The sequence below is a fragment of the Methylobacterium sp. E-066 genome (genome assembly GCF_022829635.1).
Taxonomy (GTDB): domain Bacteria; phylum Pseudomonadota; class Alphaproteobacteria; order Rhizobiales; family Beijerinckiaceae; genus Methylobacterium.
Window position 1 is genome coordinate 316,647 of the sequence record NZ_JAKSYO010000172.1, and the last position, 16,798, is coordinate 333,444.

16 protein-coding genes and 1 pseudogene are annotated in these 16,798 nt (G+C 71.1%); 13 read left to right on the forward strand and 4 right to left on the reverse strand.

All coding sequences use genetic code 11. From position 1 onward, the window contains the following. Positions 1-32 precede the first annotated feature (32 nt). Positions 33-410: a hypothetical protein gene (locus tag MKL20_RS25180; RefSeq protein WP_244038954.1), complete on the forward strand. Its 378-nt coding sequence runs from the start codon at positions 33-35 to the stop codon at positions 408-410. Positions 411-486: 76 nt separating this feature from the next. Here the strand turns inward: MKL20_RS25180 and MKL20_RS25185 are convergent, their stop codons facing one another. Beyond that, entirely contained in the window at positions 487-1,350 is an 864-nt protein-coding gene (locus MKL20_RS25185; protein WP_244038955.1) for a helix-turn-helix domain-containing protein, read from the reverse strand. 132 nt (positions 1,351-1,482) lie between these two features. Between MKL20_RS25185 and pobA the strand changes: the two genes are divergently transcribed. From pobA to MKL20_RS25240, 11 genes are all read left to right on the forward strand, one after another. Next, positions 1,483-2,691 (forward strand): 4-hydroxybenzoate 3-monooxygenase, encoded by a 1,209-nt coding sequence (pobA, locus tag MKL20_RS25190; protein ID WP_244038956.1) that lies wholly within the window; start codon positions 1,483-1,485, stop codon positions 2,689-2,691. Next, the gene (locus MKL20_RS25195) at positions 2,688-4,073 is read left to right on the forward strand and encodes an MFS transporter (protein WP_244038957.1); all 1,386 of its coding nucleotides are present in this window, start codon (positions 2,688-2,690) and stop codon (positions 4,071-4,073) included. Before pobA ends, MKL20_RS25195 begins: the two co-directional genes overlap by 4 nt. Before the next feature lie 47 nt (positions 4,074-4,120). Next, positions 4,121-4,828 carry a protocatechuate 3,4-dioxygenase subunit beta gene (pcaH, locus tag MKL20_RS25200; RefSeq protein WP_243967837.1) on the forward strand — a complete coding sequence of 236 codons (708 nt, stop codon included), beginning with the start codon at positions 4,121-4,123 and terminating at the stop codon, positions 4,826-4,828. A 1-nt stretch (position 4,829) separates the two neighbouring features. After that, positions 4,830-5,543 (forward strand): protocatechuate 3,4-dioxygenase subunit alpha, encoded by a 714-nt coding sequence (gene pcaG, locus MKL20_RS25205; protein WP_244038958.1) that lies wholly within the window; start codon positions 4,830-4,832, stop codon positions 5,541-5,543. Continuing rightward, positions 5,540-6,919 (forward strand): lyase family protein, encoded by a 1,380-nt coding sequence (locus MKL20_RS25210; RefSeq protein ID WP_244038959.1) that lies wholly within the window; start codon positions 5,540-5,542, stop codon positions 6,917-6,919. Before pcaG ends, MKL20_RS25210 begins: the two co-directional genes overlap by 4 nt. Beyond that, entirely contained in the window at positions 6,910-8,103 is a 1,194-nt protein-coding gene (pcaD, locus tag MKL20_RS25215; RefSeq protein WP_244038960.1) for a 3-oxoadipate enol-lactonase, read from the forward strand. Before MKL20_RS25210 ends, pcaD begins: the two co-directional genes overlap by 10 nt. Before the next feature lie 162 nt (positions 8,104-8,265). Continuing rightward, entirely contained in the window at positions 8,266-8,868 is a 603-nt protein-coding gene (locus MKL20_RS25220) for a TetR/AcrR family transcriptional regulator (RefSeq protein WP_243967861.1), read from the forward strand. 133 nt (positions 8,869-9,001) lie between these two features. Then, the gene (locus tag MKL20_RS25225; RefSeq protein WP_244038961.1) at positions 9,002-9,235 is read left to right on the forward strand and encodes a hypothetical protein; all 234 of its coding nucleotides are present in this window, start codon (positions 9,002-9,004) and stop codon (positions 9,233-9,235) included. Between the two features lie 78 nt (positions 9,236-9,313). Further along, positions 9,314-9,997: a type 1 glutamine amidotransferase domain-containing protein gene (locus MKL20_RS25230; RefSeq protein ID WP_244038962.1), complete on the forward strand. Its 684-nt coding sequence runs from the start codon at positions 9,314-9,316 to the stop codon at positions 9,995-9,997. Positions 9,998-10,133: 136 nt separating this feature from the next. Then, positions 10,134-11,543, forward strand: coding sequence for an amidase (locus MKL20_RS25235; RefSeq protein WP_244038963.1), 1,410 nt, complete (start codon positions 10,134-10,136; stop codon positions 11,541-11,543). Positions 11,544-11,714: 171 nt separating this feature from the next. Then, positions 11,715-12,149, forward strand: a complete 435-nt coding sequence (locus MKL20_RS25240; protein WP_244038964.1) for a tautomerase family protein — start codon at positions 11,715-11,717, stop codon at positions 12,147-12,149. 272 nt (positions 12,150-12,421) lie between these two features. Here the strand turns inward: MKL20_RS25240 and paoC are convergent, their stop codons facing one another. From paoC to paoA, 3 genes are read right to left on the reverse strand one after another with little or no spacing between them, the layout of a single operon-like run. Then, positions 12,422-14,641 carry an aldehyde oxidoreductase molybdenum-binding subunit PaoC gene (paoC, locus tag MKL20_RS25245; protein ID WP_244038965.1) on the reverse strand — a complete coding sequence of 740 codons (2,220 nt, stop codon included), beginning with the start codon at positions 14,639-14,641 and terminating at the stop codon, positions 12,422-12,424. A 3-nt stretch (positions 14,642-14,644) separates the two neighbouring features. Continuing rightward, positions 14,645-15,595 carry an FAD binding domain-containing protein gene (locus tag MKL20_RS25250; RefSeq protein WP_244038966.1) on the reverse strand — a complete coding sequence of 317 codons (951 nt, stop codon included), beginning with the start codon at positions 15,593-15,595 and terminating at the stop codon, positions 14,645-14,647. Beyond that, complete coding sequence (gene paoA, locus MKL20_RS25255) at positions 15,592-16,227, reverse strand: aldehyde dehydrogenase iron-sulfur subunit PaoA (RefSeq protein ID WP_243968022.1); 636 nt, start codon at positions 16,225-16,227, stop codon at positions 15,592-15,594. Before paoA ends, MKL20_RS25250 begins: the two co-directional genes overlap by 4 nt. A gap of 342 nt (positions 16,228-16,569) precedes the next feature. On the opposite strand from paoA, the pseudogene MKL20_RS25260 reads away from it, so the two are divergent. Continuing rightward, positions 16,570-16,798: pseudogene (locus tag MKL20_RS25260) on the forward strand (enolase C-terminal domain-like protein); the annotation flags it as partial.

Genomic DNA, 16,798 nt, shown 5'->3' on the forward strand with positions numbered 1-16,798 from the left:
CGTTTCGGAGGGCCGGCGCTAAAGCCCATGGCATGTTCGATGACGCAGCCGCTCGGCGCTATCTCGCGGGACTGGCCCCGGTGGCTCCTGGCTCGGTGCGCTGGCTCATCTATGACCAGGCCCGGCACTGGGTTTCGGTCGTGGACACCGAGATGGCATCGCTGCGGCAGGATTGCGCGCATGTCCTGAGCACTCTGCCGGAGGAGGACCCGAACGCATCCCTGGTCGAGGCGATCCGCGAGTTCCTCGCCGAGGGGCCTGACCGCACTCCGCACGTCATCGCCCTCTCCTGCGCCGTGCTGATGCAGAGCACGGGCGATCTCGATGCGGTCTTCGCTCGGATCCAGTCCGGCGTCATGGCGACCCTTGTCGACGTTGAGGACGTCGTGGTCAGGCCCGTCGCCGCATGACGCGACGGCGGTGCGTGCCCTGACACGGCCTCGCCACCATGGCGACGGCCGCCTGTTTGGGACCAGCAGCGCGGGCTCACGCGGCGTTGCGGAAGGCCGAGGGGGTCATGCCGACTGCGCGGGCGAAGTATCGGGAGAAATAGGCCGGATCCTGGAAGCCCAGCGCGTAGGCGATCTCGGAGACCGGCAGGGTTGAGTAGCGTAGGCCGCGCTTGGCCTCGAGGACAATCCGGTCCGCGATGAGCTGGCCGGGCGTGGTCTCGGCGACGGACCGGCAGGCTGCGCGCAGGCGCCCCGGGGTGGTGCCGAGCCGGTCGCAGTAGGTTTTGAGGTCGATGCCGGTCCGGAAGCTGTTCTCGACCTCCCTGCGGAAGCCGGCGACGATCCGCGTCTGGGCGGCGAGCTGCGTCGGCGCGCCGGTGCCGGCTTCGTCCATCAGCTGCGCCATCTCGATGAGAAGCAGCGTCAGACGGGCTGCCACGGCCGCGCTCCGGGCCGGTGCCGCCCTGGATTGCTCGGCCCAGAGCGCCTCGATCGCGGCGTCGAGCGGGCACGGCGGCGACAGCGCGAGGCTGCGCACCGAACCGAACAGGCCCGACAGGGCCTGCTCCTCGCGCGTCAGCGCGTGGAGGAACGTATCCGAGACGGAAACGACCCGGCCGGCGCTGATCGTCTCGTAGACGAGGCCGTGCACGACGCCGGCCGGGATGATCAGCGCGCAGGGCGCCACGAACGCAGTCGCCTCCCCCTCCGCGGTCACGGTTCCATGCCCGTGCCGGATCAGGAACACCTGGTGCAGGTCCGCATGGGCGTGCGGCGTGATCCGCCACGCCGCAGCCCGACTGCGATCGTCCAGGTCTTCGACGTGCAGGAAGCGATCGTCGGGCGCCTGGGGCGGCTCGCCGTAGAGGAAATAGTGCGGGACGAGGGGTCTCGGCATCGGTGCGTCGGAGGCGGAATCGACACAAAAATACAAGGGAATCGCACGCGTCTCCATCCCCAAGGGCCGCCCGCCGCGGCAGGATGAAGCCGGAGACCGATCCGTCAGAGATCGGCACGAATCGGAGGAAACATGCGAACGCAGGTGGCGATCGTCGGCGCCGGGCCGGCGGGCCTCGTCCTCGCGCATCTCTTGCGGGCGGCGGGCATCGCGAGCGTGGTGATCGAGCGCCGGACGCGCGATTACGTCGAGGGCCGCGTCCGGGCCGGGGTGCTGGAGCAGGGCACCGTCGCGGCGCTCGCCCGGCTCGGTCTCGACCGGCGTCTGCGCGCCGAGGGCCTCGTGCATACCGGCACGACTCTCGCCCTGGACGGGGAGACCTTTCGCATCGACATGGCCGACCTCACCGGCGGCGCCGTCACGATCTACGGCCAGCAGGAGGTAATGCGCGATCTGTTCGACGCGGCCGAGACGCACGGGATGCCGATCGTCTTCGAGGCGGCGGATGTGCAACTGCACGACATCGACAGCGCATCCCCGTCCGTCAGCTACCGGACCGCTGCCGGCACGCAGCATCTCGCCTGCGATGTCGTCGCCGGCTGCGACGGCTCCCACGGGATCTGCCGCCAATTCATCCCCGAGGCGATCCGAAAAACCTTCGAGCGGGTCTATCCGTTCGGCTGGCTCGGCATCCTGGCCGAGGTGCCGCCGGCGGCGCACGAGCTGATCTATGCCAGCCATGCCAACGGCTTCGCGCTGTCGAGCATGCGCTCGCCGACGCGCAGCCGCTACTACATCCAGTGCGGGATCGACGCGCGCATCGAGGATTGGCCGGATGCGCGCTTCTGGGACGAGCTGTGCCTGCGCCTCGGGCCCGAGACCGCCGCAGGCGTCGTGCGCGGGCCGGCCTTCGAGAAGAGCATCGCGCCGCTGCGCAGCTTCGTCGGCGAGCCGATGCAATATGGCCGCCTGTTCCTGGCGGGCGATGCCGCCCATAGCGTGCCGCCCACCGGCGCGAAGGGCATGAACCTCGCCGTGTCGGACGTGCTCATGCTGGCCGAAGCCTTGGAGGGCTTTTACGCCCGGAATGAACGATCCGGCCTCGACGGCTACTCGGCGCGGGCGCTCGCACGGGTCTGGAAGGCCGAGCGCTTCTCCTGGTGGTTCACCGGGCTGACCCACCGCTTCCCAGAGGCGACCGGCTTCGACCGCCGCATGCAGGTGGCCGAATTCGCCTATCTGCGGACCTCGCGCGCGGCCCAGACGGCGTTCGCCGAAAACTACATCGGCCTGCCGCTCGATCCGGACGCCGGACGGCTCTCGCTGGAGGCGCGCCCATGATCCGCGAACCCATGATCCGCGATATGGCACCGGCCACCGACGTGCCGGCCCTGATCGACGCGAGCCCGGTCTCGGGCCTGCAACGCCTGACCTTCGGCCTGTGCTTCCTGATCGTGCTGCTCGACGGGTTCGACACCGCCGCGATCGGCTACGTCGCGCCCTCGCTCATGGCCGAGTGGGGCGTGCCGCGCGGGGCGCTGGCACCGGTGCTCAGCGCCGCCCTGTTCGGCCTCGCGCTGGGGGCGCTCGCGGCCGGCCCCGTGGCCGACCGCTACGGTCGCAAGGCCGTCCTGGTCGCCGCGGTCGCGGAGCTCGGGGCTGCCTGCCTCGCCTCCGCGTTCGCGACGGACATCACATGGCTCTGCATCCTGCGGTTCCTGACCGGCCTCGGCCTAGGGGCGGCGATGCCGAACGCCGTGACGCTGACCAGCGAGTACGTCCCGGCCCGCCGCCGGGCGCTCCTGATCAATCTGATGTTCTCCGGCTTCCCGCTCGGGGCGGCGTTCGGCGGCTTCCTGGCCGCCTGGATGATCCCGGCCTTCGGCTGGCGCAGCGTCCTGATCCTGGGCGGCGTCGCGCCCCTGCTGCTGGCCCTGCTGCTCGGCGCGCTCCTGCCGGAATCGATCCGCCACCTCGTGGCCCACGGGGCGCCGGCGGAGCGCGTGGCGGCGATCCTGCGGCGGGTCGTGCCCGGCGTCGCCCCCGCCGGCCGCTACACCCTCGGCGAAGCGACGCCCAGCGGAGCCGCCCCGGACGGGCCGGGCGGTCTGCGCCTCGTCCTCTCGCCGGCCTACGGTCTCGGCTCGGTGATGCTGTGGATCACCTATTTCTGCGGCCTCACGATCTTCTACGCCCTGGTCAACTGGATGCCGATCCTCTTTCGCGAGACCGGGCTCGATCCGCGCTCGGCGGCCCTGATCGCGGCCCTGTTCCCGCTGGGCGGCATCGGCGCCGTCCTGCTGGGCGCGCTGATGGACCGGCTCGACGCCGACATCGTGGTGGCGACGACCTTCGCGCTGACCGCACTCGCGGTCGCGCTGATCGGGCAGGCGGTCGGGCATCTCGGCCTGCTGATCCCGGCGGTGCTGGTCGCCGGCACCCTGATGAACATGGCGCAATCCTCGCTCCCCGCCCTCGCGGCGGCCTTCTACCCGACGCGGGGACGGGCCACCGGCGTGGCCTGGATGCTGGGGCTCGGCCGCTTCGGCGGCATCGCCGGTTCCTTCCTCGTCGGGGGCTTATCCGACTGGAGCCTGAGCGCGACCTTCGCGGTCGTGGCGATCCCGGCCGCGATCGCCACCCTGGCCATCGTCGTCAAGCGCCTCGCCGGCGGTCGCCCGGGCGGTGCGGCCCCCAAGCCGGCCGAAGCGCTCGGCCACTGACCACCATACGTCACCCCTCACGCCACCCGCCGGACAGGAGGATCCTCATGCCGGATGCCAGACCCTACAGAGCCGAGGATCCGGGCCAGCCGCCCTCGCTGTTCCCGCCCTATCGCTCGACGGCGTTGCGCAGCCCGCGCCAGCCGCTGGTGCGCGTGCCGCAGACGCTCACGGAGATCACCGGGCCGGCCGGCGCCTGGGAGGCGCTGATGGGGCCGGCGCTCGCCGACCTCACCCGCCACGCGCGCGGCCCGGGCGAGGCGATCGGGCAGCGGATCATCGTCTCCGGCCGGGTCCTCGACGAGGACGCCCGACCGGTGCCCGACACCGTCGTGGAGATCTGGCAGGCCAACGCCGCCGGGCGCTACATCCACCGCAACGACCAGTGGAACGCCCCCCTCGATCCGAACTTCACCGGCACGGGCCGCGTGGTCACCGACGCGCAGGGCCGCTACCGCTTCACCACGATCCGGCCCGGCGCCTATCCGTGGGGCAACCATCGCAACGCCTGGCGGCCGGCCCATATCCACCTCTCGCTGCTCGGCCCCGCCTTCGCGACCCGCCTGGTGACCCAGCTCTACTTCCCTGACGACCCGCTCATCGAGATCGATCCGATCGCCAACGCCGTGCCGCTGCCCTACCGCAACCGGCTGGTGGCGCGGTTCGACATCGACACGACCGAGCCGAACCACGCCCTCGGCTACGTCTTCGACATCGTTCTGCGCGGGCGCGACGCGACGCCCTGGGAGCCCTGAGATGACCGACGATCCCATCGGCCTGCCCCGCAATCCGGACCAGCGGCCCGACAACCAGGATCCGGCCCTGTTCGGCCAGACGCCCTGGCAGACGGTCGGCCCGTTCTTCCATTACGGCCTGCCCTGGAAGGGCGGCGCCGACCTCGTCGGCGGCAGCGACATCGGTGCGCGCACCGACCTGTTCCCGGAGGAGCACGACGTCCTCCATCGCGCGCCGCCGCGCGGGCCTGTGCGGGGGGAGGCCATCGCCCTCGTCGGCACGGTGCGCGACGGTGAGGGCCGGCCGGTCCCCGACGCGATGATCGAGATCTGGGGGGCCAACGCCGCCGGGCGCTATCACGGGGCGGCCGACGACCGCGCGGATGTGGCGCTCGACCCCGGGTTCATCGGATTCGGCCGGGCGGCGGTCAGCGCCGAGGGCACCTTCCGGTTCCTCACGGTCAAGCCGGGCCCGGTGCCGCTCCAGGTCGGCGGGAACCGCTGGCAGGCCCCCCACATCGCCGTCGGCGTGTTCGGGCGCGGCCTGCTCAAGCGGCTCGTCACGCGCGTCTACTTCGCCGATGCCGACGCGAATGAAGAGGATCCGATCCTCGCTCTCGTTCCCGAGGCGCGTCGGCAGACCCTGGTCGCGCCCCGCGTCGGTGAGGATCCGCCGACCTACCGGTTCGATATCGTCCTGAGCGGCGACGGCGAGACCGTGTTCTTCGACCTATGACCTTCTCAGCCCTCGATTCCGGCCTGCTCGGGCCTCTCTTCGCCACCGCGGCGATGCGCGCCGTGTTCTCCGACGAAGCGCGCCTCGCCGCGATGCTGCGGGCCGAGGCGGCCCTGGCGCGAGCGGAAGCGGAGGCCGGCCTCGTGCCGGCCGCGCTCGCCGACGCCCTCGACGCGCTCACGCCCGCGGCGCTCGACCTGGAGGCCCTCGGCGCCGGCACCGCGCTCGCGGGCGTGCCGGTGATCCCCTTCGTGGCAGCCGTGCGCAAGCTGCTGCCGGCCGATCTGGAAGCGGGCTTCCACAAGGGCGCCACGACCCAGGACATCGCCGACACCGCCCTGGTCCTGCAGATGCGCGACGGCCTCGACCTGATCGCGGCCGAGAGCGCCGCCGTGCTCGCCGGCCTCCGGCGGATCGCGGAGGCGCATCGCGCCACACCCTGCGCCGGGCGCACCTACGGCCAGCACGCGGCGCCGATCAGCTTCGGCTACAAAGCCGCGACCTGGGCGCTCGGCCTCGCCGAGGTTTTTTCGCACTTGCCGGATCTAAGCGCGCGCTTGCTGACCGCCTCGCTCGGCGGCCCGGTCGGTACGCTGGCGGGCCTCGGTGGGCAGGCGGAGGCGGTGGCTCTGTCCTACGCCGCGCATCTCGGCCTCGCCCCCGAAACGGTGGCCTGGCACAGCCGCCGGGCCCGCATCGCCGAGGCCGGCGCCTGGCTGGCACGGCTGCTCGGCAGCCTGGCGAAGTTCGCCGGCGACGTCGCCCACCTCGCTTCGACGGAGGTCGGCGAGGTGTCGGAGCCGCACGTGCCGGGCCGGGGCGGCTCCTCGGCGATGCCGCACAAGCGCAACCCGGTCTCGGCCACGGTGATCCTCGCCGCCTTCGGCGCATCCAAGGGCCATGCGGCCACGTTGCTCGACGCGATGGCGAGCGCCCACGAGCGCGCGGCTGGCCCCTGGCATGCCGAGTGGCACGCCCTGCCGCAGCTCTTCGGCCTCGCCTCGGGCGCGCTGCGCGAGGCGCGCGCCCTCGCCGAGGGCCTGGTGATCGCACCGGACCGCATGGCCGCCAATCTCGACCTCACCCGCGGCCTGCTCTTCGCCGACGCGGCCGCCGCGGCCTGCGCCCGGACGCTCGGCGCCGGGGCGGCCCACGCCCTGGTGGAGCGCGCGGCCGGAGAGGTCCGCGACACCGGCCGCGACCTGCGCAGCGTCCTGGCCGGGATGCCGGAGACGCACGGCGTCGATCTCGACCGCGCCTTCGACATCGACCGTCCAGTCGCGGCCGCCGCCGCCGCGACCAATCGGGCGCTGGCGCAGCTCGACCGGCTCGCCGCCCGCCTCACCCCTTCGACCCCGGAGCCGACATGCCCCTGATCCCCGTCAACGGCCTCGACATCGCCTACGATCTCACCGGCCCGAGCGGCGCGCCGGTGGTCGCGTTCTCGAACTCGCTCGGCACGACCCGGGCGATGTGGGAAGGCGTCGCCGCCGCCTTGCGCGGGCGCTACCGGGTGCTGCGCTACGACACACGCGGCCACGGCGCCTCCGCCACCCGCGATGCGCCCGCCGAGATCGCGGACCTCGCGGGCGACCTCTTGGGGTTGCTCGACGGGCTCGGCATCGACCGCGCTCATCTCGTCGGGCTCTCGCTCGGCGGCATGACGGTGCAAGCTCTGGCCGCCGCGGCGCCGGACCGGGTCTTGAGCCTGACCCTGATGGCGACCGCCGCCTACATGCCGAGCGAGGCGAGCTGGAACGAGCGTGCCGCCACGGTGCGGGCGCAGGGCACGGCGGCGATCGTCGACGCGACGCTCGGGCGCTGGTTCACGCCCGGCTTCGCCGAGCGGGCGCCGACGGTGGTGGCGCCGATCCGGGAGGCGTTCGCGGCCTGCGATCGGGCCGGCTACGCGGTCGCCTGCGGGGCGATCGGGCGGATGGACCTGAGGCCGGTGCTCGGCCGGATCACGGCGCCGACGCTGGTGATCGCCGGGCGGGACGACCCGGCGACGCCGCCGGCGATGGCCGAGGAGATCTGTGCGGGCATCCCCCAGGCGGAGCTGGTCCTGATTCCGCGGGCCGCACACCTGTTGGCGGTCGAGCACCCGGAGGCGGCGGCAGCCCATCTGCTGGGCTTCCTCGACCGCCATCGGGGCGCAACCGCGTCGGCCGGAGCGGTGCCGTTCGAGACCGGTCTCGCCAACCGCAAGGCCGTCCTCGGCGAGGCGCATGTGGAACGCTCGCTCGCCGCAGCGGGCCCCTTCGCCGGGCCGTGGCAGGATTTCATCACCCGGACCGCGTGGGGCGAGGTCTGGGGCGACCCGCGCCTGCCCTGGAAGACGCGCTCGCTCGTGACCCTGGCGCTGATGGTCGCCCTCGGGCACGAGGAGGAGTTCAAGCTCCATATCCGCCCCGCGCTCGCCAACGGTGTCGATCTAGAGGAGTTGCAGTCGCTGCTCCTCCAGATCGCGATCTACGCCGGCGTACCGGCCGCCAACGGTGCGTTCCGCTGGGTGCGCGACACCCTGGGGGCCGATGCTCGGGTGGTCCCGACGACCTGAGGGGCACGGGACAGGGCGGGCGGACGGCCGCTGCGCGGCGGATCGGTCCGGCGAGCGGAGGTGCATCGAACGCGGGGTCACCTGCAGTCCATTTCGGATCGCAGGCCAAAAATATGCGCCCGCCCACTAGACGACCGGTCTAATCGGGTCTATCTCAGCGTCATGGCACGCCTGAACGCACATACCGACACCCGGCAGGAGATCCTCGACACCGCCTATGGTCTGGTGGGGGCGAAGGGGTTTTCCGGCGTGGGGCTCAACGAGATCCTGGCTACGGCCGGGGTGCCGAAGGGGTCATTCTACCACTATTTCGGCTCGAAGGAGGCTTTCGGCGAGGCACTGCTCGACGACTACTTCGAGACCTATCTGGCCGATCTCGACACGACTCTCGCCGAGCCAGGCCTGAGCCATGCCGAGCGCCTGATGAACTACTGGCGGAAATGGCAGGCGACGCAGGGCAGCGTCGACTACCAGCGCAAGTGCCTGGCGGTGAAGCTCGCCGCGGAAGTCTCGGACCTGTCCGAAACCATGCGCCTCGCCCTCAAGGGCGGGACCGCCGGGATCATCGAGCGGCTGGCCCGGGCGATCGAAGCGGGCGTCGCGGAGGGCTCGCTCACCGTTGCCGGCGAGCCGCATACGACCGCTGAGACGCTCTATCACGTCTGGCTCGGCGCGAGCCTGATGGCGAAGATCGTGCGGACCGACGCACCGTTCGAGGCAGCGATGGCGACGACACGACAGATCCTCGGCCTGTCCTCACGCTGACGCGCGGCAAGACGGAGGCAGCCAGACCTTGCACGCTTGTGCTCGAATAAAAGACGACTGGTCTACTCAAAGGCGATCAACCACACCTTGCCGAGGCCGGCGAGGAACCGGGAATTCAACAAGGAGAAAGCTCATGCCGTACCGCACGACAACGTTTGCCCTCCCCTCCCTCGGCATCGCCGGGTTGGGGGCGGCCCTGATTGGGCCCCCCGCTGCCTCGGCGCAGGAGAGGATCACCCTGGAATCCATCGGCGCCGTCCGCATGGCCAGGGCCGAGGAGATCCGCCGCGCGAACCCGGAAATCCGGTCGGTGGCGACGAGGCCGGCACGCGAGCAGATCGCGGAGCGCCCGTCGAAGGCGCAGTAACGCCGCCCCGTCTTTCCGCAAACGACCCGACGCCCGTCATCCCAACCCGATCAATCCTGGAAACCACGGAGAGCGACGATGAAGATCCTGATGGTGCTGACCTCCCACGACAGCCTCGGCGACACGGGCCGGAAGACCGGCTTCTGGCTGGAGGAGCTTGCCGCCCCCTATTACGTGTTCAAGGATGCGGGTGCGGAGATCGTGCTGGCCTCGCCCCTGGGGGGCCGACCGCCGCTGGACCCGAAGAGCAGCGAGCCGGCTTCCCAGACCGACGCGACGCGCCGGTTCGAGGCGGATGGGGAAGCCCTATCAGCGCTGGCGAACACGACCCGGCTCGATGGCCTCACCCATGAGCCGTTCGACGCCGTGTTCTATCCGGGGGGGCACGGTCCGCTCTGGGACCTCGCCGAGGATCCGGCCTCGATCCGGCTGATCGAGACGACGCTCGGCGCCGGCAAGCCCGTCGCCCTCGTCTGCCATGCCCCCGGTGTCCTCCGCCACGCGAAGGCCCCCGATGGGACGCCCCTCGTCCAGGGCAAGGCGGTGACCGGGTTCACGAACACCGAGGAGGAGGCCGTGGGCCTCACCCAGGTGGTTCCCTTCCTGGTCGAGGACGCGCTCCGCCGGAACGGTGGCCGGTTCTCCAGGGGCGACGACTGGGCGCCCTACGTGGTGGCCGACGGGCTGCTGATCACCGGCCAGAACCCGGCCTCGTCCGGACCCGCCGCCGAGCGTCTCCTCGCGCATCGCGCGAACGGCTGACCACCTCCGAGCCGTCCCGTCTCCAAGCCTTTTTCCCAAGCCGTCCCCGAGCACCTCCGCCCGCGCCTCCGTGCGGTTGGAGACCGGCCCCGGGTCGGTGCTCCCCCCCGAAACGCATCGCGAAGGACACCGACCCATGGCCACCGACATCCTCTTCTCGGACGCGACCCGACTCGCCGAACTGATCCGCACCCGCCAGGTCTCGCCGGTGGAGGTCGTGCAGGCGCATCTCGACCGCATCGCGGCGGTCGATCCCAAGGTCAACGCCATCGTCACCGTGGCGGAGCGGGCACTCGACGATGCCCGCGCGGCCGAGGCCGCGGTTCTGGCCGGCGGCGCGCTCGGGCCCCTGCACGGGGTGCCGTTCACCGTGAAGGATTCGATCGACACCGCCGGCGTCCCGACCCAGCGCGGGTCGCCGATCTTCAAGGGCCGCGTCCCCGAGGCGGATGCCACGAGCGTCGCCCGCCTGAAGGAAGCCGGGGCGATCCTGCTGGCGAAGACGAACCTGCCGGAATTCTCCTACTGGATCGAGAGCGACAACCTGCTCTCGGGCCGGTCGAACAACCCGTGGGACCTGGAACGCACGCCCGGCGGATCGAGCGGTGGGGAATCGGCGGCCATCGCGGCGGGCATGTCGCCGCTCGGTCTCGGGACCGACCTCGCCATCTCGGTCCGGGGTCCGGCCGCGCAGACCGGCATCGTCTCGCTCAAGGCGACCCACGGCCGGGTGCCGATGACGGGGATCTGGCCCCGCGCGCCGCGGCGCTTCTGGCATGTCGGCCCGATGGCGCGCTCGATCCGCGACCTCGCGCTGGCCTTCTCGCTGCTGTCCGGCCCGGACGGCGAAGACGGCTACGCCTCCCGCACCGTCGCCGCCGATGCCGGTCTGGGCACCGCGCCCGGCCGTCCGCTGCGGGTGGGCTGGCTGGTCGAGCCCGGCTTCGGCCCGATCGATCCCGAGGTCGCCGCGACCGTCCAGGCGGCGGCCGAAGCCCTCAAGGGCGCGGGCTGCCTCGTGGAGGCCGTGCGCATCCCGGCGCTGGAGCGCGATTTCGCCCTCGACGTGTTCAACAAGCTCCACGTCATGGAGATGAAGCCGGCCTTCCGGGAGGCGACCGCCGGTCGACGCCGGGACGAGCTCTACACGATGGCCAAGACCATGCTGGCACTCCCCGACACGTCGATGGACGACTACATCGCGGCCGAACAGGCGGCGGAGCGGCTGCGGGACGGCTACGCCGCGTACTTCCGGCGCTACGACGCGCTGATCACGCCGGTGCTGCCCATCCCGGCCCACAAGCACGGCGTCACCACGTTCGTCATCAACGGCCAAACCGTCGACGCCACCTACCTCCAGGGCGCGACCGTGCCGCTGAACGTCACCGGCCTGCCCGGCCTGTCGATGCGGTTCGGGACGAGCAAGGAGGGACTGCCGATCAACGTCCAGGTCGTGGCCAGCTGGCAGGCCGAGTCGACGATCCTGCAGGTCGCCGCGCTGCTTGAGACGCTGAGCCCGGTTCGCGACCTGCATCCGAGCCTCTAGGCGGCCCTTTGCGGGGATGCCGGGTGCCGGTGTCGGCCCCGTAAGGAACAGTGCGGGGCGCTCCGACCTTGGTTTCACCAGTCGGTGGGCCTCGCAGAGGCTGAGGGCCGGTTTGGACGCGTGAGGCGCACCGGCCGTCATGCCGAGCGCCCAAGGACAGGGAGAACGCCGATGCCGACCTATGTCATCTCGACCGCGAGGGACCTCACGGCCGAACAGCGCGCCGGGATCGTCGCCAGCATCACGGAGATCCATGCGGTCGAGGCGGGCGCGCCGCGCTACTTCGTGCAGGTCATCTTCAACAGGGTCGAGCCCGGGTCGATCTTCATCGGCGGCGAGCCGGCCTCTCCCGATCACGTCTGGGTGCGCGCCGATATCCGGGCGGGCCGTACCCGGGAGCAGAAGGCCAGGATGCTCCGGCGCATCATGGCAGAGACGAGCGGGATCCTCGGCATCTCGGACCAGGACGTCTGGGTCTACATCTCGGACATCCCGGCGCTGGGCGTCCTGGAGTTCGGCCACGTCCTGCCGGAACCGGGCGAGGAAGACGCGTGGCTGGCCGCGTTACCCAGTGCCTTGCGTGAGAAGCTCAGGCAGGCGGCCTGATCTGCAACCGTGCCGGCCCTGCCTCCTCGTCGACGCGACTGCCATAGGTGAAGCGGGCTCATAGGCCCGCTCCGGGGGCCCCTGAAGCGAGGGCCGAACCCGGCGATCGGCATGATGAGCGCCGGCACGGCACGCCGGTCGCATCGATCCCGGGGCCGAAGATCGGGCTGCGAAGAGCCTGAAATGGAAATGGGTCGCCTCGCAAGGCGGCGACCCATCCCATCCGAGCATCGACGTGTCAGATTCGGAACCGACCCGTCATCCGGCCCCGCTCAGGCCGCGTCCGGCATGCGTTCGAGGAACTTGTCCAGGGTGAGCGGATAGTCCCGCACGCGGATCCCGGTGGCATTGTAGACCGCATTCGCCACCGCCGCGCCGACGCCGCAGATGCCGAGCTCGCCCACGCCCTTGGCCTTCATCGGCGACGACATCGGGTCGACCTCGTCGAGGAAGATCACCTCCTGGTGCGGGATGTCGGCATGGACCGGCACCTCGTAGCCGGCGAGGTCGTGGTTGGCGAAGAAGCCGCGCTTCGTGTCGACGGCAAGCTCTTCCATCAGGGCTGCCCCGGTGCCCATGGTCATGCCGCCGATGACCTGGCTGCGGGCCGATTTCGGGTTGAGGATGCGCCCGGCCGCACAGACCGCCAGCATGCGCCGCACCCGGATCTCGGCCGTATCCGCATCGACCCCGACCTCGACGAAGTGAGCGCCGAAGGTCGATTGCTGCTGCTTCTTGGAGAGGTCGCCGAACTCGATGGTGTCCTCGGCGGACAGAGCGCCCTGGGCGGCAGCCTCGCCGAGGGGCACGGCACGGTTCCCGGCGCGCACCTCCCCATCGGCGAACACGGCGTCCGCCGAGTTGATGCCGAGCCGCTGCGCCACCGCCTCCCGGAGCTTCACGCAGGCGGCGTAGACGCCGGCCGTCGACGAGTTGGCCCCGAACTGCCCCCCCGATCCCGAGGAGACCGGGAAGTCCGAGTCGCCCAACCGCACCACGATCTTGTCGAGGGGCAGGCCCATCATCTCGGCGGCGGTCTGGGCGATGATGGTGTAGCTGCCGGTGCCGATATCGGTCATGTCGGTCTCGACCGTCACCGTGCCGGAACCGTCCAGGCGCACCCGCGCGCCGGATTTCAGGACCATGTTGTTGCGGAAGGCGGCGGCCATCCCGATGCCGACGAGCCACTGACCGTCCCGGACCTGGCCGGGCCTCGGGTTGCGCTTGGCCCAGCCGAACGTGTCCGCGCCGAGCCTGAGGCACCCGACGAGGTCGCGGTGGGAGAACGGGCGCTCCGGCGCCTGCGGATCGACCTGGGTGTCGTTGCGGATCCGGAACGCGACCGGGTCGAGACCCAGCTTCTCGGCCATCTCGTCCATGGCGACCTCAAGCACCATCAGGCCGGGCGCTTCTCCGGGCGCGCGCATCGCATTGCCCTCGGGCAGGTCGAGATGGGCGAGCTTCATCGCGGTCAGGCGGTTGGCGCCGGCATACAGGAGCTTGGTCTGGCTCACCGCCGTCTCCGGATCGCCATCGGGGAGGTTCCCGGAGGTGCTCTCGTGGGCGATGGCCGTGATCGTGCCGTCCTTGGTCGCGCCGATGCGCACGCGCTGGATCGTGGCGGGCCGGTGCGTGGTGTTGTTGGCGATCAGCGGGCGGGTCAGCGCCACCTTCACCGGACGCCCGGCCGCCTTGGCGCCGAGCGCGGCGAGAACCGCATCGGCGCGCACGAACAGCTTGCCGCCGAAACCGCCGCCCACGTAGGGCGAATCGATCCGGACGTTCTCCTTGGGGATCCCCAGGATCTTGGCGATGCTGCCGTGGCCCCAGGCGATCATCTGGTTCGAGGTCCAGAGCGTGAGCTTGTCGCCGTCCCAGGCCGCCACGGTGGCGTGGGGCTCCATCATCGCGTGGCTCTCGTCGGCGGTGCTGTAGGTCTCGTCGAGGGTGACCGGCGCCTGCGCGAAGGCGCCCTCGAAGTCGCCGACCCGCTCCTCGCCATCGCCGCCGCTGCCCTCGCCGCTGTCGCTCGGGACGGGCGGTGCGCCCTTCGCCTCAACCGCGAGGTCGAACTTGCCGGCCTCGGCGGCGTAGTCGACCGTGACCAGGAAGGCGGCCGCCCGCGCCTGCTCGAAGGTCTCGGCTACCACCACCGCGATGGCCTGATGGTAGTGCTGGACCGTGTCGCCGCCGAACAAGTAGGCGGTGTTCATCATGCCGCGTTCGAGCCGCGGGGTCTCCAGGGTGGTGACGACGGCCAGCACGCCGGGGGCGCGCTTCGCGTCCTCGACATGGATCGCACGGACGCGCCCCTTGCTGATGCCGGCGCCGAGCACGTAGCCGTAGGCCTGGTTCGGCACGACGTCGTGGCGCTCGTAGGCATAGGCCGCGGTGCCGGTGGTCTTGTACTTGCCGTCGATCCGCTCGGTCGGCTTGCCCACGACCTTGAGCTGGTCGATGGGGTTCTGGCCGGCGGGGGTGTCGAACTTCATGGCTCAGGCCCTCGCTTGGTTGAGCGCCGCACCGAGGGTCCGCTCGGCGAGCTTCAGCTTGTAGGCATTCTCATGGGTGGGCTTGGCCCCGGCGAAGACCGTGTCGGTCACCGCCTTGGCGCCGCGCGGCAGATCGGCCTCCGCCGCTTCGACCCGCCAGGGTTTGTGCGCCACCCCGCCGAAGGCCACGTGCCCGGACCCGTCCTTGCCGAGGATGGCCGCCACCGAGACCAGGGCATAGGCGTAGGAGGCCCGGTCCCGGACCTTGCGATAGATATGCGTGCCGGCCACCGGCTTGGGCAGCGTCACCGCGGTGATGAGCTCGCCGGTCTTGAGCGTCGTGTCGATCTCGGGCTCGTCGCCGGGCAGGCGGTGGAACTCCGCGATCGGGATCTTGCGCTGGGTGCCCTGGGCGTCGACGGTCTCGACGGTGGCGTCGAGGACGCGCATCGCCACGGCCATGTCGCCCGGATGCGTCGCGATGCAGGCGTCGCTGCCGCCGATGACCGCGAGTTGCCGGCTGACTCCGTCGAGGGCCGAGCAGCCGCTGCCGGGCTGGCGCTTATTGCAGGCCTGGGCGGTGTCGTAGAAGTACGGGCAGCGGGTCCGCTGAAGCAGGTTGCCGGCGGTCGTCGCCTTGTTGCGCAGCTGGCCCGAGGCGCCCGCGAGCAGGGCGCGCGACAACACCCCGTAATCCTTCCGCACCCGCGCGTCGGCGGCGAGGTCGGTGTTGCGCACCAGCGCACCGATGCGCAGGCCGCCCTCCGGGGTCGCCTCGATCCGGTCGAGACCGAGCCCGTTCACGTCGACGAGGTGGGCCGGGGTCTCGATCTGCAGCTTCATCAGGTCGAGGAGGTTGGTCCCGCCGGCGATGAACTTGGCCTCCGGCGTGCCGGTGACCGCAGCGGCCGCCTCGGCGGGCGTGCTCGGACGCTCGTAGGTGAAGGACCTCATGCCTGCCTCCCGGCGACTTCGGTCATCGCCTCGACGATGTTGGAATAAGCCCCGCAGCGGCAGATGTTGCCGCTCATGCGCTCGCGGATCTCGGCCTCGCTCACCTCGGTCGGTGCATTCAGGTCGGCGGTGACGTGGCTCGGGATGCCGGCCTTGATCTCGGCGAGCACGGCGACGCCCGAGCAGATCTGACCCGGGGTGCAGTAGCCGCACTGGTAGCCGTCATGCTTGATGAACGCGGCCTGCATCGGATGCAGGTTGTCCGGCTGCCCGAGCCCCTCGATGGTGGTGATCTCGGATCCCTGATGCATCACGGCCAAGGTCAGGCAGGCGTTGATGCGCCGGCCGTCGACGATCATCGTGCAGGCGCCACACTGGCCGTGGTCGCAGCCTTTCTTGGAGCCGGTCAGGTGCAGGTGCTCGCGCGCGGCGTCGAGCAGGCTGGTGCGGATGTCGAGTTCGAGCTCGCGCCGCTGCCCGTTCACGGTCAGTCCGACCTTCGCCATCACCGGCTTGTCGGCGGCGGCGGATCCGGCACGGGCGCCGGACGGAAGCGTGGTGAGGGCTGCGGCGGCGGTCGCGCCGGCGACCATGTCACGTCGACTCATATCGAGGTCTCCAGGTCGTCCCATCATGGTCTCCGAGCCTGTTGCGGGAGATGGCGGGCCAGGGACCGTCCATCGATAGCGGAATGCCCGAGGCAACACGAGCACCTTGGATAGGATCCAAAGTACCGCGCGAGCGTCCGGAGATGAGTGGGTCAAATCGGCCTGGGGCTATGCGCGCCGCGCACGAACGCGGCGCGTTTGCCGGTCGCCGCATCAGGCTTATCCAGCTCGACGCCGCCGAACAGGTCGAGCTGAAGGCGCTGATCGGCGATCGCCGCTGAGACCCTCCACCCCTGCCAAGACCGGAACTGCCGAACCAACGACGGCCCGACCCGCCGCCCGGGCGCAATTAGGCGGCATCCATCCTCCGGCTCGGTCCGGGTGGCCCAACTCTGCCGTGATCACGGCCTGACCTGGGGCTCGCACTCGAACAACCACTTCGACGTGTCGCTCGCCATGTTCACGCACGCGGCCGCGGCGGCCCCGGGCAAGGTCACGGCGATCGACACCCACTGGATCTGGCAGGACGGGGAGGCCCTGACCCGGGAGCCGCTGGCGATCCGCGGCGGCCTCGTGCAGGTGCCGGAACGGCCGG

Coding starts and splice junctions, on each gene's coding strand:
- MKL20_RS25180 (WP_244038954.1), top strand. CDS start 33: ATGTTCGATGACGCAGCCGCTCGGCGCTATCTCGCGGGACTGGCCCCG.
- MKL20_RS25185 (WP_244038955.1), bottom strand. CDS start 1,350: ATGCCGAGACCCCTCGTCCCGCACTATTTCCTCTACGGCGAGCCGCCC.
- pobA (WP_244038956.1), top strand. CDS start 1,483: ATGCGAACGCAGGTGGCGATCGTCGGCGCCGGGCCGGCGGGCCTCGTC.
- MKL20_RS25195 (WP_244038957.1), top strand. CDS start 2,688: ATGATCCGCGAACCCATGATCCGCGATATGGCACCGGCCACCGACGTG.
- pcaH (WP_243967837.1), top strand. CDS start 4,121: ATGCCGGATGCCAGACCCTACAGAGCCGAGGATCCGGGCCAGCCGCCC.
- pcaG (WP_244038958.1), top strand. CDS start 4,830: ATGACCGACGATCCCATCGGCCTGCCCCGCAATCCGGACCAGCGGCCC.
- MKL20_RS25210 (WP_244038959.1), top strand. CDS start 5,540: ATGACCTTCTCAGCCCTCGATTCCGGCCTGCTCGGGCCTCTCTTCGCC.
- pcaD (WP_244038960.1), top strand. CDS start 6,910: ATGCCCCTGATCCCCGTCAACGGCCTCGACATCGCCTACGATCTCACC.
- MKL20_RS25220 (WP_243967861.1), top strand. CDS start 8,266: ATGGCACGCCTGAACGCACATACCGACACCCGGCAGGAGATCCTCGAC.
- MKL20_RS25225 (WP_244038961.1), top strand. CDS start 9,002: ATGCCGTACCGCACGACAACGTTTGCCCTCCCCTCCCTCGGCATCGCC.
- MKL20_RS25230 (WP_244038962.1), top strand. CDS start 9,314: ATGAAGATCCTGATGGTGCTGACCTCCCACGACAGCCTCGGCGACACG.
- MKL20_RS25235 (WP_244038963.1), top strand. CDS start 10,134: ATGGCCACCGACATCCTCTTCTCGGACGCGACCCGACTCGCCGAACTG.
- MKL20_RS25240 (WP_244038964.1), top strand. CDS start 11,715: ATGCCGACCTATGTCATCTCGACCGCGAGGGACCTCACGGCCGAACAG.
- paoC (WP_244038965.1), bottom strand. CDS start 14,641: ATGAAGTTCGACACCCCCGCCGGCCAGAACCCCATCGACCAGCTCAAG.
- MKL20_RS25250 (WP_244038966.1), bottom strand. CDS start 15,595: ATGAGGTCCTTCACCTACGAGCGTCCGAGCACGCCCGCCGAGGCGGCC.
- paoA (WP_243968022.1), bottom strand. CDS start 16,227: ATGGGACGACCTGGAGACCTCGATATGAGTCGACGTGACATGGTCGCC.